This window comes from Paenibacillus polymyxa (assembly GCF_018614975.1).
GTDB lineage: Bacteria > Bacillota > Bacilli > Paenibacillales > Paenibacillaceae > Paenibacillus > Paenibacillus polymyxa_E.
Window position 1 is genome coordinate 16217 of the sequence record NZ_JAGGNR010000015.1, and the last position, 16183, is coordinate 32399.

Genomic DNA, 16183 nt, shown 5'->3' on the forward strand with positions numbered 1-16183 from the left:
TCAGATGAGAGCGGATTCTTCAAGTTTTTTGTTACATATGAGGGTGTTATTATGGTTTATTCCTGTTGCGCTAATTGTGTAAAAAGAGAGATTAATATAAAGTTACATGCCCTTCCAGAGAATGTGACCTAGCCCCTACCTTCATTAGTGCATAAGGTTTAAATCTTACCTAGAATATATAGAGTACCGTGTCTTCATTAATAAATGCATTAGGCAACACTTTTTGTAGATTCTCAATTCTCCCCTTCATATACTCTAAATCATTTCCATCCAAATTTTTTATTGACCATTCCTTCAAAAGCGCTAACTCAACTATTGCAGCTTCTAATTGGCTATAATTTATCTCAGATCCATCTTGAATAATTGTTATTCCTAATTCATGTATTGCTTTCTCCCAATGTTCTTCATAGAAATCTTGAGTTGATATATTCTCACTGAGTGTCAGCTCTGAATTCCGATCATTGATGTCACCGTTATATCTAAATAGACCTATGGACATTATTCTTTCCCTCCAAATTCAGCTGAAAAATTGTAATCCGGATATTTAGTTTTTAAGTTATTTAGTTCATTTTGAACTGCCGACCTTAACTTTGGAGTATCTGCATCAATTCTGAACACATACTTTCTAATGTTCGTTATATCCTCAAATAAGGGAACATCTTGAGAAACAGAACTGGACAGTTTCACTTCCGTTTGTTGAAGGGCTGTTATTCTGTTTGAACCCTTTTTAAATATCTGTTTAAGTGCCCATTGTTCTTCAGTTTGCGGAACATTGGGGTTATCCATGTACAATTTCTTCGCCGACTTATCCTCATATATTATTTTGTTTTTTAAATCTACCTCGTCAATTTCACTATTTAACTTACCATGAATGTTAACCTCTTTATAAGACTCTTGCTTAACTGGAATTGGAGAAGATGGTCCTACCACTTTGCTATTCTTAGCCTTAGCAGCCTCAATATGCTGCTTAATCTTCGCCACAGCTGGACTAGAAGCAGGCAATCGATAAGGCCCTTTACCACCCGGCATACTCCCACGAACCATCTGAATGGCCATGAAAATTTGACTAAACTTTAGAGAGGTCACCATCATCTGAGCATACTTATCCGATACAGGCTCTCCCGTCGTAGGATGAATCCCCATCTCAAATGCCTTGATCTGTAACGCAAAAATATCTTCTCCAGGCGGTTCAACGTTCACAGCTTGCATGCGATTAAAGTCCAGATTTCCCTGATCCCGCTGATAAGCCTGAAGAGCAGCCTGATCCGCAACACCATTCTCGTTGACAGGCATCCATACCCACTTACCAAACATATTGACTTGCGCCATCCGATAGCCCTTATCACCCGAACCTGAATCACCTGTTGATTTGGTCATCATAGCTACGGCACCGACTGCTCCAAACGCACCACCCAAACTTACCTTCTGAGCATCTGCATCTTGGAAACGCGTGGCGATATCCTTCAATTCCTTGGATGTATTCACCATACTCTCCAGCGCTTTATCCAGTATAGGTCGTGACTGCTCGAACTCATAGTAAAATCGCTCCTGCGTCGCACCCATCCACATCATCTGAACAAACATGATCTGTCTCGTCAGGTCACTTCGTATACTCTCTAACTGTTGTCTGGCTTGATCCACCTGATTCGATACGTGATGTAGTTGTTCAGGGGTAACTTTGATTGTACTCATACGTTTCTCCGCTCATTCGAAATAGGATTATCCTATGTTAGCAGAAGTGTGATATGTAAACTATCCGGCTAACATCCTGATTTCACCATGATAAAAACACAAGCTGTGCTCCTCATCAGTGCTATGGTCCTATATGCATATACCCACTTCAAGGCATATCCTACCAGTTTCAGTAAATACCTCTCCTACTTCATTTCCTCCAACATCACCCGATACCGTCCAATCTGCTCCTCTGTCGCCTCTTCCCGCAATGATTCCAACAATGCTGTGCACCTTATAAAAAACCGATCCAAACCAAGCTTATCCGCTAACCGAATCGCCTGCAAAATGAACTCCACTGCCTCCTGCGGTCTTCCCATCCACTGTTCATACAAAGCCCGCTGATAACAGTAATGGTACATATCATCGTTGTTTGAAGAATTCATTTCTGTGCCATCGCCCTGTATCTGATCCTCGAACACATGTAAAAGCCGATCAATCTGCCACCTATGCCTCACTGCTGCTTCCGTAATCACTTTCAGACCTGCCAAACCTTCCTCCGGATGCTCAGGCAAAAAGTTCATAAACTCCTCCAGCAGTTCCTCCTGACCGGCTTCAATCTCAAGAGCATACCGATTCACCCGTGCCTTATGCCTGAACTCCTGTACCACCTGCATACCTACCTCATCCAGATCCTCCATCCACCCTAGTTCTGCATATTGATCGATACATGCCCTCGCCTGATCTACCTGCCCCATCTTCTGGTGAGCCATCCCCTGCATTAAATGACTGAACCCGTAATAATAGACTAACGGACGCTCGATGTGTATATGTGGCGCAGGCACTCCCTTTGAGTGATACTCCTGCCGCTCTTCATGGATGGACTGAACACATTGATATAACATGTCCGCCCTCTCCATCACCTTGTTCCAATTTTCAAAAGCCACAGCCATGTCCAACATTTCAACAATGATGTCCGGTTTGAGTGATCTTAGGATAGATTTACGCAAAGAGAAGGCCCCCCTTAATTATCCATTTTCTTATAATTGTATAGATAAATCAAAAAAAGATCAATCTAAATTGTACTTATAAGTACTTTTATTTAGCTATACAGTTTGCACATATTAGTCTGTAAGGATTCTATAACCTCTTCTAATCTTAAGTGGAGGTGATCAAATGAGTTTACCAGAGGACGTAGGAAATCGAATACGTGAGTTAAGGAAGGCAAAAGGCTGGACTCAGGAACAACTGGCAGAAGCTGCAGGTCTTCATTACAGCTATATTGGTGGAGTTGAACGGGGAGATCGTAACATTTCTTTGGAGACTCTTGAGAAAATAATGAATGGATTGCAGGTCACTGCTGAAGAAATCTTTAAATTTAAAGAAGACTCTGAGTACAAAAGAGCCTTAGATGAACATATAACTTTAATAAGCGGCAAAAGTACAGATACAATCGTATCATTGACCAAAATTAGCAAAGAAGTTTTAAATGCTATCGAAAAATCACATAAAAATTCCGATTAAATATATCTGTATCAACATCATTCTTTAATACAAAAAAAGAGTGGAGCACGTCTCCACTCTTCTCTTATTTCTCTTTTCAAACAACTCCCCGCTCAAACGCCGCAAACTCAATCCGATTACGCCCATTCTGCTTCGCCTGATACAACGCCTTATCCACCGCAGCGAATAGCTGAGTCAAATACCCCTCCGGATTTTCCGGTACATGCTCCACTTCAAAGTTCTCAAAGGAAAGAATTCCAATACTAATCGTAATCGACACCTGCATAATCTCGTGATCCACCATGATGTGGTTGGACTCCACAGCTGTTCTCACGCGCTCCGCGATTTGGTTCGCCAAGTCATGCTCCGTATGCGGAAGGTAGATCATGAACTCCTCCCCGCCATAACGCGTCAGGATATCGGTACTGCGAATGGATTGTTTGAGCGTCTCAGCCGTGCGAACGAGCACTTCATCACCGATGACATGTCCGTAGCGATCATTGATCGCTTTGAAGTAGTCGATATCAAGCAGCAGGAGTGAGAATGGGGTTTTGTATTGAATATTGGTAATGACCTCGTGATTCAGATGTTGGGTCAGATAACGACGGTTGTAACAGTTGGTTAAACTGTCCGTCAGCGCGAGCTCCTCCAGTTTGCGATTGGCCTCGGATAACTCCTGACGGATCAAGTCTAGCGCCTGGTTTCGCTCCTGAAGCGTTACGTTCTGGCGATTCATCTCTTTCACGTAGAAGCGCTCCTGCGAGACATCCTGGAACGTAAGGATATGACCGATCGGCACAAAAGCCGAATCCACAATCGGAGAAGATTGCAGGATATAGTGCCGGATGTTATTGTCCCGTTCCACGATCACTTCAATATGGGAGAGGGTATTTTCTTTTTTCTTATAGTGATTCACGAACTCCCGACAGCTGCCCACAACATGAACAGACTCTAGGAAGGCTTCCATATCAAAACAATCCCCCACATGCAGATCCATAAAGGATCGTGAGGCTTTGTTCGCTTCAACAATGACTTCATTCTCATCCAGTACCAGGATGCCATATGGAATGGTATTGATCACGTCCTCATGCGCGATGGAGACCAGATCGAACACATTGTATCTTTTGATCACATAGACGAAGAAGAGATCCGACAGAAAGATCCCCAGCGAAGTCATGCCAGGAATGATCGGCAACCAGCGGGCTAGCACAACATTCAGGATCGCATCAATCGTTGCAAAGACAGCCAAGACCAAGATGCCCCACAGGGTAATTCTCACCTGTTTTTTGATCATGGCAGACGTCTGCGAAGAATACACCGCTCGGAACAGAACGACGAGAGACGCCAAGAAATAGCTCACCAGAATAACCATCACAACCCAGAACCAAGGACCGTAAGCCCGCTCGATGTACCCGCCTTCCAGTGGAATGACGAACTCATTCCATGGATTTGCGACCACACCTATAGCCCCGATCACCGCTGGGACAAATAGCAAGAAGGTTCCTTTTGCACTCAAACGCTCTGAATAACCGGTAATGAAAATCGTCAGTAGAAGCCACCCGCTCCCAAGCAAGGAGACCGCGACGAAAGATAACATAACATAGAACAACTGCAGACCGGAATCATCCGTGAGCGTACTCGCAAATTGACAGAACGGCCACAGCATCATCAACCCGTGAAACAAAAAGTACACCTTATGTAAGTTCGTAATTCTAACCGTAGTAAACACATATACACCTACACCGAACAATAGGACAAATAAAAAGAGATCATACCATACTAAAGGGTTCACGAATCTTCTCCTTCTTAGATGCTACAATGACAACGTGGTTGTTCATGATTCTAAGTGATACGTATATAAAACTTCAATAAACACCTATACAATATTGCTACGCCAAACTTATTGGTTAATTTAACCATATCTTATCACACCACCATAAGGGTGAGTAGCCCATACACTGGAAGTCCGACCAACCTCTGATCGAAATGCTGATCTATTTCTGATTATTTATGAATGCTTTTAAAGGTTTAGAGTACAAACAGGAGAGGAAGATCATCTATTCCGGAGATATATGGACATTGTCATGTAATTCATATTGAGCCATCCGACTATCGGACGGCCCTTATATCATTCGGTTACCGCATGTAGAGGGAGATTGTCCGTGAATAGATCGGGGTTATCCTTCAGCATCTCCGTAATTACCTTTGCGGTCTTAGCCGCATCACACACTCTTACGACCGCATCACCGAGCTTTCCTTTACGCATCGCACCTTCGCGAACCAATACCTCATCTACTTTCCAGAAATGCTCCGACCACGGCAACCCACAATGTCTGCGGGATGGTACTGAAATCTGGCTTCCATCTGGTAAAACCGTATACAGCATCTCATGCTCGTCCGTCATTCTGCCAGGGATGTCTACCCACTCTTCGACCCCATGGATAAATGTATTCCGCTTCAAATCAACGCCTACTAACAAGATCGTCGCTTTCTGATCTAGCAGCTTCCCCCAGGCTGAACCTCTCGCACATGGTGTATCGAAGAGATGATCGTCCTTCGTAAACGCCTCTGCGTCCCTTCCCAGTGCCGCTACCGAATGCGTAGGGTGCCAGGAACGAACGACGCCCGGACGTTTACGAAAAAGTTCAGGAAGAATACCAACACAACAGGAAGAAGTTTCCACGTGGAACACTGGGTTATCCGCATTAATGGTAGACCATGTATGCGTGGGAAGCACCAGCAATCCCTCTTTCATATAGTCGCTAAAGGCATCCAACACCGTGTCTGCTCCACCTTCAACCTCGCCTATACTTTTCATGGAAGAGTGAATGAGCAACGTGCCTTGCCTATCCATACCGAGCAGCTCTAGGTGCTGCATCAAGCTTTCTTTTGTATACATGTCCTTCCTCCTTCACTTCTTATCCCTTTTTCGATGAAAAAGCAAATCCTTGCTCAGCTTCACATCATGCTTCTCAGCATAACAAACAAATGGCCGAGGGTTAACCCCCGGCCACAGAGAAAAAAATTGGTTGAGTTCAAGCAGTAGCTGCCAATCCACTTTTACTTAATAATAACGTACTCCAGATTCACCAGCTTCGCATACGTTACGATCTGATCTGTAGTCAGGTTCAAGGATACAACCGTATGGTGACCACCACCATTTTCGATCCATGCTTTCACTCCATCTTGGAAGTTAGGCTTCACGCTCCACAGAACACGTGCTACCGGCAGGTTAGGCGCTGGAACGGTTGGTTCAAATGCGGATACTTCGTTGATCAGCAGTTTGTAATGTGTACCGAAGTCTGCCATGGATACCACGACACCTTCGCCTGCTTTGCCGTCGAATACGAGACGTGCCGGATCTTCACGATCGCCAATGCCCAGTGGGGATACGATGATTCTCGGTTTGGTGCTGGCAAGCGTCGGATCTACTTCAAGCATGTGAGATTGCAGGATCGCTTCCTGTCCTGCAGCCATCTCGTATGTGTAATCTTCCATGAAACCTGTGTTCTCGTTATGGGCCATGATTTTCAGCAAGCGATCCAGCGCAGCTGTTTTCCAGTCACCCTCACCGGCAAATCCGTACCCTTGAGCCATCAGGCGTTGTACAGCCAGACCCGGAAGTTGTTTCATGCCATGCAGATCTTCGAAGTTTGTAGTGAAGGCACTGTACCCACCTTCGTCCAGGAAACGTTTGATCGCAATTTCATAACTCGCTTGCACACGTACACTGGCTTCCCAAGCTTCCTTGCTGTTCGTGCCATAATCGAATTCGTAGAGGTCTCCATACTGAGCAATCAAATCATCGATTTCCTGCTCTGTCACAGCGTTCACATATTGTACGAGGTCGCCAATGCCGAAGTAATCAACCGTCCATCCGAATTGGATCTGCGCTTCCACTTTATCACCTTCGGTTACGCCCACGTTACGCATGTTATCACCGAAGCGCGCTACTTTGATGTTAAAGCTTTCATTATAAGCTACCGCTACGTCCATCCAGTCTGCAACTTGCTGTTGCACTTCTGGGCGCTCCCAGTAGCCAACAACGATTTTATTTTGTTTTCTCAGACGAGCATTAATGAAGCCATATTCGCGGTCACCATGTGCCGCTTGGTTCAAGTTCATGAAGTCCATGTCGATGGTTGCCCACGGAATGCTTTCGTTGAATTGGGTTGCCAAGTGCAGCAAAGGTTTTTGCAGCAATTTCGTACCACGAATCCACATTTTCGCCGGGGAGAAGGTATGCATCCACGTAATGACACCCGCTACTTCGTCGCGATAATTGACTTCTTTCATGATGCTTGTGATTTTATCTGCGGTTACCGCCAGATCCTGCAATACAAGCGGGTACGGCAGTACGCCGCTGGCATTAAGGGCATCCGTGATTTTCTGTGCGTTGGCTTTGACTTCACCCAGTGCTTCTTCTCCGTACAAGTGCTGTGAACCGACCACAAACCAGAATTCTTTTGCTGCTGACATATAATCATCCTCATTTCATTATTTTATAGTTGAACAAATGGGTTACACTTACCACTCCGATTGCAGTACCATCTTCCGATCGCTGGTTATCCCCGGATTTCTTTGATCAATTTTAATAAGGGTGAAATCCGGTTATAAAGGCGAGCGCTTCGCTTCTACAGATTGGTACTGCACTCTCCGTTATCGTGTAAAAGTTTTATACAACTTCGTTGGCAGTAGTAGCACAAGACCTATTCGATTGGATTAGTGTCATCCGATCGATACACAAACTAATTACTTCTGTCCGTAATACGCGTCTTTGCCGTGTTTTCGCAGATAGTGTTTATCCAAAATGCCTTGTGGCAGTTCCTTCGCAAAGTTATTCAATTGCCGCGCGTACAGGTTCATTTTGCATACTTCCTCCAGCACGACACTGTTCACCACCGCAGACTTGGCATCTTTCCCCCACGTAAACGGTGCATGACCATGGAGCAGTACAGCCGGAACTGCCATAACATCAATCCCACGCTGTTCAAACGTTTCAATAATGACGCGCCCCGTCTCCGCTTCGTATCCACGATCCACCTCTTCCTGATTCAGGAAACGTGCACAAGGCACCGCACCATAGAACGTGTCCGCATGTGTGGTTCCCATTACAGGTACGTCCAGTCCGGCTTGTGCCCAGATGGTCGCCCACGTGGAATGTGTGTGCACAATACCGCCAATCTCCGAGTAATGCTTATATAGTACGGCATGTGTTGCGGTGTCCGAGGAAGGTCTCATCTCACCCTCCACCACGTTACCGTCCAGATCAACCACAACCATGTCGCTTGCTTTCATCACATCGTAGCTAACGCCACTTGGTTTGATCACGAACAGACCGCTTTCCCGATCGATTGCGCTGACATTACCCCATGTGAATTTTACAAGTCCGTGCTTTGGCAGTTCCAGATTCGCCTGGAATACCTCTTCCTTCAGTTGTTCTAACATGTTATTCCCTCCCGTTCTCTAAAAGTGCGTGTTCAAAAAGTCGGTTTTCAGTACCGAGAAGATGGGATGAAGCTAGAAATGGAGTAGCGGAGCGTAGATAGAGCTACGTGAGCAACGGACATTTCAGCTGAATTCCATATTCGATGTTGATGATGCCACTAGGCATCCTTCGTAATCAAAAGCGGTCTTTTTGAACATTCTCTACCAGATGATCTACAGCTGCCTGCTCAATTGTGAGCCCATTCCGGTAGCGCTCGATAAATGCTTCAAACCCTTTCACATCCGATGCATCCGGCGCCACTTCGACACCCTCAACATCCTTAAAGACCTTCTGCTCCAGGAACACATCCAGGCTCTCCTCTTGATCCTTGTTGATCATGTACGAAGCCAGAAGCGCCATGCCCCATGCGCCGCCTTCACCAGCGGTAGACATTACCGACACCGGTACGTTCATCGCAGCAGCTACAATCCGTTGTCCGACGACAGGGGTCTTGAACAGGCCACCGTGAGCCAAAATGCTGTCAATGGCTACATTCTCTTCCTCCGTCAAAATGTCCATACCCAGCTTGAGTGCACCGAAGGCACTGAACAGATGTGTCCGCATGAAGTTTGCCAGATTGAAGTTGCTTTCCGGAGAGCGGACGAACAATGGACGGCCTTTCTCAAGTCCCGTAATATTCTCACCTGAGTAGTAGCCATAGCTGAGCAAACCACCACCATCAGGGTCTGCCTCCAAAGCCTTGTTAAACAACACGCTAAACAACTTGCCGTTATCCACTTCATATCCCATCGCTTGGGAAAATTCACGGAACAGTCCAACCCATGCGTTGATATCACTGGAACAGTTGTTGGCATGCACCATCCCTACTGGGCTACCATCCGGCGTGGTGACCATATCGATCTCGGGATACACTTTGGATAATTCCTTCTCGAGTACAATCATCGCAAATACGGATGTCCCAACGGAGATGTTCCCCGTACGTTTTCTCACGCTATTCGTTGCTACCATACCCGTTCCGGCATCGCCTTCTGGCGGGCAGAGCGGAATGCCTGCTTGCAGATCTTGCGAAGGGTCGAGCAACTTGGCTCCCGCTTCCGTCAATGCACCTGCATTCTCACCAGCGAGATATACCTTGGGAAGAAGGTCCTCGACCTTCCACGGATAACCTTTGCCTGCGATCTGTTCATCGAACTGTTGGATCATGGATGGGTGGTAATTATGTGTAGACTCGTCAATTGGGAAAATGCCTGAAGCATCGCCGATCCCAATCGCCTTATTGCCCGTTAGCAACCAGTGGATGTATCCAGCCAAGGTTGTCAGGTGATCGATCTGTGGCACATGTGCCTCTTCGTTCAAAATCGCTTGGTACAAGTGAGCGATGCTCCAGCGTTCCGGAATATTGAATTGCAGAAGATTTGTTAGCTCTCTTGCAGCTGCTCCCGTTGTAGCATTACGCCAAGTACGGAAAGGTACCAGCAGTTCGCCAGCCTCATCCAATGCGATATATCCATGCATCATGGCCGAGAATCCGATAGAACCGACCTTACGCAGCGTAATTCCGTATTTCTGTTCCACATCTTGCTTCATCTCACGATAAGCCGTCTGCAGACCTGTGATGATATCCTCCTGGTTGTACGTCCAATATCCATCTTTCAGGAGGTTCTCCCATTCATAACTGCCTGATGCGATGGTCTCAAAACGCTCGTCAATCAACACCGCCTTAATCCGCGTTGATCCAAATTCAATTCCGAGCGAAGTAGCGCCCTTGGTAATGGCTTCTTTCAAGTCCAATTGACTCATAATCACGTGTATCCCCTCTCCGGTCGCGATTTCACATCCTATAGGATGATATATAAAAGGTGAAGCTTCTACTTACAGCGATGGCTGATGATGTATTTATGAATTTTGTCTAGATACTTCCTGTTGTGTTATCAAAGAATGCGCTTTCCTTTTCTGACAGCCTTAGTATATTTTTTGTACGTACATTTGTCAATCATATATAATAGTTATACTTACAAAGGGCACATAATGTGCTCTATTTGATCATTAAAAGGGCTTAAACGTCTCTAAAATGGCTATGCTGTAAGGTACACCTCCATGCAAAAAGACTGGATATGTACGGCTCATTTTGAAAAATGTTCGGTTTTATTTTCATCCCGTCTGAATCATGCTAAAATATGTACGTACAACTATCTGAACAACAACGTTGATATAGATGAGTAACGATGAAAGAAGTGGACTACGTGAAGCCAAAATACCAGGTCATCATTGATGATATAAAGAGTCATATCCTTTCGGGGACATATAGCATAGGCGAACAGATCCCAACCGAGCTGGCATTACAGGAAAGCTACACCGTAAGTCGCCAGACGGTGCGGAAGGCTATTTTGGAGTTATCAAACGAAGGGTTTTTACGAAGCGAAAAGGGTTCAGGCACTTACGTTAGCAACCAGTATCGATCACGATCAGGCGGCAATACGTCAAAGAAAACGATCGGTGTGATTACAACATACATCTCGGATTACATCTTTCCTTCCATTATCCGCGGTATTGAGAGTCGTCTGAATGAGGACAACTACTCGTTACTGCTCGCCAGCACCAATAATGATGTGGCACAGGAGAAAAAAGCACTCGAAATGATGCTCTCCTACGGTGTGGATGGCCTGATTGTCGAACCGACCAAAAGTAATCTCTACAATCCTAACATTGCATACTACCTATCGTTCAAAGAGCAGGATGTGCCATTTACGATGATTAATGCGTTCTATGAGGAGCTGGAGGTTCCGTTCTTCTGCCTGGATGACGTGCAGTCCAGTTATCTTGCCACACGGGAATTGATCGCCAAAGGCCACACCCAGATCGGCATTATTGCCAAAATGGATGATCTACAAGGCAAGTACCGAATGAAGGGGTACATCAAGGCGCTGGGTGAAGCGAAGTTACGGTTCCATCCTGATCAAGTGCTTTCTTTTGATACCGCATCGAAACCGGAGTTATCCTCTAATGTAGCCACGTATCTGGACGAAAACAGGGATTCGCTCACCGCGATTGTCTGTTACAACGATGAGGTGGGACTGGAGGTTGTGAACGCCTGCAGGCAACTGGGCATCTCGATCCCGGATGAGTTATCCATCATTGGACAAGACAATTCGTACATCGCCAAGAACGCCAACATCCGGCTTACAACGCTAACCCATCCCCAAGAGCAGATGGGCCGTGATGCTGCCGACTGGGTGATCAAGAATCTGCAAGGCAAAAAGGATCTGCCGAGGAACACCTACTATCAGCCGGTGCTGGTTGAGGGAGAGACGGTGAAGGAGATCGAAGTGGAATAAACGAACCAGCTCAGCCACAGAATTATATAGGTATAGCCGCTGAAGATTAACAGGTTTTGAATGTGAATTGAGTTTGATATATTACCAAGTGACTGTTTATTTTCGTTTTCTTCTTGGCAATAATGATAGGACTCATGATATGTTCAGAGCTTATTAATTCAGAAGGAAATGGCGGGTACCTTGGTGTGGAAATCATGGAAATAGTGAAAGATAGTTTGCTGGTTGCAGGAAGGATTTTTACGATTTTCCCTCTCTTGCTCATTGTAGGTATGTTCATGGGCAAACGATCCGTTGGGGAACTGCCTGTGTTCGACTTTCTGGTCGTCCTTAGTTTGGGAGCTGTTGTAGGTGCTGATATTGCTGATCCCAAAATTGAGCATATCCATACCGCGGTGGCGATCATATTAATCGGTCTTACACAGCGGCTCGTTTCTGTTCTGACGATTAAATGGAGAAAATTTGGAAACCTTATCACATTTGAACCAACTGTTGTTGTAAGTCAAGGCCAGCTCATTGTCCCCAACCTGATAAAAGTAAAATATTCGGTGGACAACATTCTTCAAATGCTGCGTGAACGAGATATATTTCATCTAGGCGATGTTGATTTCGCCATACTGGAGGCTAACGGCAAGCTGACCGTTTATAAAAAAGAATCAAAATCTGCTCCCTCTCTTGAAGATTTGGGCCTGGTCAAGCAAAAGAAGAGCGCCTCCTACCCTTTGATCATAGAAGGGAAAGTATATGAAGACACCCTGGCCTATGTTCAAAAGGATACCACATGGCTTGCATCCCAACTTCAAACACGAGGACTACGTCAGGACGACATCTTTTTTGCATCTGTAGATGACAACGGTGAGCTGTATATCTCAGAGAAGCATTCATCTGCGAAGCTTCCCCCTATTCATCATTGAATGAACACAGTGTGGAATCCACTCCTCATCACGAGTCGCCGAATATCCTATTTCCTGCAGCATGACAAATAGTCGCACAGACCTTGGTCCATACGACTTAATTGGTTTAATCTACCTTCGGCATTGCTACTTCCAGAGCTCTTCGGCAATTTCCTTAATGAAGGCAAGCTTGCGCCACTGTTGTTCCTCAGTCAGATGGTTGCCTTCTTCCGTGGAAGCGAAGCCGCATTGCGGGCTCAGGCAGATTCGATCCAGATCAACATATTGTTTGGCTTCCTCAATCCGTTTCAGAATATCTTCCTTGTTCTCCAACTCTCCGAATTTGGAAGAGAAGAGGCCAAGTACAACCTGCTGATTATCCTTCAGGAAACGAAGTGGCTTGAAATCACCTGCCCGTTCCGTATCAAACTCCAGATAGAATCCAGAGTAGTTATCGATACTCAGAAGTGTCTGCGCAATTGGCTCGTAACCCCCACCAACCCCTGCAAATGTCGAAACATAATTACCGCGGCAGACATGAGTGGTTACCACGAGGTCTTCCGGCAGGCCAGATACCACATCTTCGTTCAGTTTTGCGAGTTCGTTTGCGTACTCTTCCACATTAACGCCAATCTGCTCCATCACTGTGATGAACTGTTGGTCACACAATGCACCCCACGTGCAATCATCAATCTGGATGCTGCGGCAGCCGGCTTCATAGAAGGCCAGGATGGATGCTTTGTACGCCCCAGCAATGTCTGAGAGAAGCTCTTGGCGGTTTGGATAGATGGCCTGTGTGCTTTCCTTATTATCCGCCCGGTCCAATTCGAATAGGAACTGTGCAGCTGCCGGGATGGATTGACGGGCAACAACGTCTTCCCCAGCGGCTTCTTTCAAGAAGGCGTAATGCGCTACAAATGGATGACTGCTGTAGCTGATTTTGCCGCTCAGACGAGCTGTTTCCGGTCTGGATGTCGCACCGTTGAATCGGTAGCCTTCCTCAATGATTGTCCGCTCAACACCATCTAGTCCCCAGAAAAAGTCCAGATGCCACCAAGAGCGGCGGAATTCGCCGTCCGTTACAGCCTGAAGGCCAACCTCTTTTTGTTTCTGTACAAGTTTCACAATCTCGGCATTCTCCACTTCGTTCAACTGTTCCGTGGTAATTTCGCCGTTCTGGTATTTTAATCGGGCATCCTTCAACACACTTGGGCGCAGGAAACTGCCCACAATATCATATCGAAATGGAGTGACGGTTCGTTGTTTAGGCTTGGTTTGTACGCTCATAGTTTAATCTCCCCGTTTATTATTATAGAATTAAATATAACATATCCGATCGGAATAACTGTTCTACGAAAGAGTAATAGCCCGCTATAGGTATTAGCTATAGCGGGCTATTTTAAGCGGACTCTATATAGAAGTCATGTATTCCATCTGACCAGACCGGATATCCGGAACAGGGTCTCACCATCTATGTTCTCAAGTCAACGTAAGAACAATCTGATCCCCGGAACGGGAGATTTTGTAGATCCCTTCCTGCATGTCGATGCCATAATGTTTTTTCAGCAAATACTTCGCATTGAGGTCTGTCTCTACAACAACCAGATAATCGTAGCCGCTCAACAGGTTGTCCATATTGTCCTCATAGAACAACACAATCCCGTCCACATGAGGAGCATACAAGAAATACTTCCCTACATATTGCATGTAATAGTTCGTGACCTGCTGGTCCCTATCTGAAGCGTAGAAGAGATATCTGTTGTTATCCTCTTGCCCACCTGGGTACCACCGATCACCAGTAACCGCATGAATCTTGTACGGGAGCGTTGTATCATAGCTTTGGGCAATAGACACGATACCATTATATTCGGATAAAAGGATGGTGGCCGCAACCGCCATACAGCCGATAATGCCTTTCTGATAATGACCTTTTGTCTCAACTGTCTTAAAGGATTGATAATCTGGTACTTCACCAATCCGATAGTGGAATGATCGCTCCAAGTCGATCGCAGCGCACAACACCAGCCCACCGGCGAATAGCACCACGATACTCGATGCATAACGCTCAAATCCAGCCAGGACAATTGCTTCATCCAATGGCATGGAGAAGAGATACAACGCCAGAATACCCGCATAATACAGTAACAGAACAACGTCCAACGCAATTAATGCTTTCCACAAGTTCCACTTCTTCTTGAGCACAACAACGGCAAATACCGAAGCTCCGATCGCGATAAGCTGGAAAAGTACAATTCCGAGCACAGGCCTGGACGTGATATCTATGCTTGATTTCAGGAAGAGCGTCAGGATCTCCCATTTCTGTTCTCCTGTCTTGCCAGCTTGGATCACCGAGGCTGTTCCCTCGAACTTGTTATCAATCCCTTGGAATACCGTCGCCATTCGCCAGCTCCAGCCGAAATATGGAATCAGCGCACCGCAGATCGTGCCCACCACAGCAAGCGCCGTTTTCCAACTGAACTTTTGCCCGTGCTTTAGCCATGTATATACCAGGAAGATGAGGCCGATGGCTGCAAAAATAACCCCTGTGCTTTTGATGATCGTCAGCAACCCGGCAAGCGGAAGAACAATAATACATGCCTTTTTGATCTCATTACGATACTGGTACACAACAGCCAGGATGGCGAGCGCGTAGATCGGAAGCAAGAAATCCACGAGCAGATTGGTGATCCGAATCGTAAGATTGAAAAACGAAATTGTAGATAACCCGAGTCCGAGAAAAGCGTACAGAAGAAAGCGTTTCTTCTCCGAAACAATGCCAAACATGGCATAAAAACAGGAAAAGATAAGCAATCCCTGTGCCAAGAGCATTACGGACTGGGAGTGCCCCATGAAACGACAGACATAATAAATAAATGACGAAGTCCCGAGCGGATAGTTTTTAAAATCAATCAGGTCGGAGTCTGGCGTCGGAAAGGCATCTGTACTGAGCATCTGCTTCAATACGATAGCCCAGTGGGAGAAATTATCGTAATGTGTTAATTGGTTCTGAAAGAGTACCAGCAAGAAAACAAAAGTCCCTGCAAGGAATGAAAATTGGAATATGGAAAAGGACATGCGAAAAGATATACCTTGGCGCAAGGCGCCGACTACACTGCCTCTGTACAGCACCAACCCTATAATCAATACGATAACGCTGCCTAAAAAGAGCTGCCCTGCCAAACCACTCAGAAAAACAATGCAGGCAATCGAGGAAAACACAAATACAGGGATGAACTCCCAACGTAGTGATAGTGCCTTCCGTACAAACTGCATATAACCAAGAAAGGAGAATATCAATAAAACTCCCATCACAAAATGAAGCACAATGAGCATCT

13 protein-coding genes are annotated in these 16183 nt (G+C 45.8%); 3 read left to right on the forward strand and 10 right to left on the reverse strand.

Annotated elements, in window-relative coordinates; genetic code table 11:
* Nucleotides 1–169: 169 nt before the first annotated feature.
* The 3 genes from J7E78_RS15425 to J7E78_RS15435 all read right to left on the reverse strand — a co-directional run bounded on the left by J7E78_RS15425 (nucleotide 170) and on the right by J7E78_RS15435 (nucleotide 2681).
* The gene (locus J7E78_RS15425) at nucleotides 170–499 is read right to left on the reverse strand and encodes a hypothetical protein (protein WP_215077141.1); all 330 of its coding nucleotides are present in this window, start codon (nucleotides 497–499) and stop codon (nucleotides 170–172) included.
* Nucleotides 499–1692 carry a WXG100 family type VII secretion target gene (locus tag J7E78_RS15430; protein WP_215077142.1) on the reverse strand — a complete coding sequence of 398 codons (1194 nt, stop codon included), beginning with the start codon at nucleotides 1690–1692 and terminating at the stop codon, nucleotides 499–501. The genes J7E78_RS15425 and J7E78_RS15430 overlap by 1 nt, the downstream gene beginning before the upstream one ends.
* A gap of 185 nt (nucleotides 1693–1877) precedes the next feature.
* Nucleotides 1878–2681 (reverse strand): DNA-binding protein, encoded by an 804-nt coding sequence (locus tag J7E78_RS15435; protein WP_215077143.1) that lies wholly within the window; start codon nucleotides 2679–2681, stop codon nucleotides 1878–1880.
* 166 nt (nucleotides 2682–2847) lie between these two features.
* On the opposite strand from J7E78_RS15435, the gene J7E78_RS15440 reads away from it, so the two are divergent.
* Nucleotides 2848–3195, forward strand: a complete 348-nt coding sequence (locus tag J7E78_RS15440; RefSeq protein WP_215077144.1) for a helix-turn-helix domain-containing protein — start codon at nucleotides 2848–2850, stop codon at nucleotides 3193–3195.
* 76 nt (nucleotides 3196–3271) lie between these two features.
* Here the strand turns inward: J7E78_RS15440 and J7E78_RS29820 are convergent, their stop codons facing one another.
* From J7E78_RS29820 to J7E78_RS15465, 5 genes are all read right to left on the reverse strand, one after another.
* Nucleotides 3272–4966, reverse strand: a complete 1695-nt coding sequence (locus J7E78_RS29820; RefSeq protein WP_215077145.1) for a histidine kinase N-terminal 7TM domain-containing diguanylate cyclase — start codon at nucleotides 4964–4966, stop codon at nucleotides 3272–3274.
* A gap of 336 nt (nucleotides 4967–5302) precedes the next feature.
* Nucleotides 5303–6073 (reverse strand): AAC(3) family N-acetyltransferase, encoded by a 771-nt coding sequence (locus J7E78_RS15450; RefSeq protein WP_215077146.1) that lies wholly within the window; start codon nucleotides 6071–6073, stop codon nucleotides 5303–5305.
* A gap of 161 nt (nucleotides 6074–6234) precedes the next feature.
* Entirely contained in the window at nucleotides 6235–7653 is a 1419-nt protein-coding gene (gene araA, locus J7E78_RS15455; protein WP_215077147.1) for an L-arabinose isomerase, read from the reverse strand.
* Between the two features lie 273 nt (nucleotides 7654–7926).
* Entirely contained in the window at nucleotides 7927–8622 is a 696-nt protein-coding gene (locus J7E78_RS15460) for an L-ribulose-5-phosphate 4-epimerase (protein ID WP_215077148.1), read from the reverse strand.
* A gap of 175 nt (nucleotides 8623–8797) precedes the next feature.
* The gene (locus J7E78_RS15465) at nucleotides 8798–10423 is read right to left on the reverse strand and encodes a xylulokinase (RefSeq protein ID WP_215077149.1); all 1626 of its coding nucleotides are present in this window, start codon (nucleotides 10421–10423) and stop codon (nucleotides 8798–8800) included.
* 443 nt (nucleotides 10424–10866) lie between these two features.
* Between J7E78_RS15465 and J7E78_RS15470 the strand changes: the two genes are divergently transcribed.
* The gene (locus J7E78_RS15470) at nucleotides 10867–11958 is read left to right on the forward strand and encodes a GntR family transcriptional regulator (RefSeq protein ID WP_215077186.1); all 1092 of its coding nucleotides are present in this window, start codon (nucleotides 10867–10869) and stop codon (nucleotides 11956–11958) included.
* Nucleotides 11959–12152: 194 nt separating this feature from the next.
* Nucleotides 12153–12869, forward strand: coding sequence for a DUF421 domain-containing protein (locus J7E78_RS15475; RefSeq protein WP_215077150.1), 717 nt, complete (start codon nucleotides 12153–12155; stop codon nucleotides 12867–12869).
* 126 nt (nucleotides 12870–12995) lie between these two features.
* On the opposite strand, the gene J7E78_RS15480 is transcribed toward J7E78_RS15475, so the two are convergent.
* Nucleotides 12996–14135, reverse strand: a complete 1140-nt coding sequence (locus tag J7E78_RS15480) for a 5-methyltetrahydropteroyltriglutamate--homocysteine S-methyltransferase (RefSeq protein WP_215077151.1) — start codon at nucleotides 14133–14135, stop codon at nucleotides 12996–12998.
* 192 nt (nucleotides 14136–14327) lie between these two features.
* The gene (locus tag J7E78_RS15485; protein WP_215077152.1) at nucleotides 14328–16181 is read right to left on the reverse strand and encodes a hypothetical protein; all 1854 of its coding nucleotides are present in this window, start codon (nucleotides 16179–16181) and stop codon (nucleotides 14328–14330) included.
* Between the last annotated feature and the right edge of the window lie 2 nt (nucleotides 16182–16183).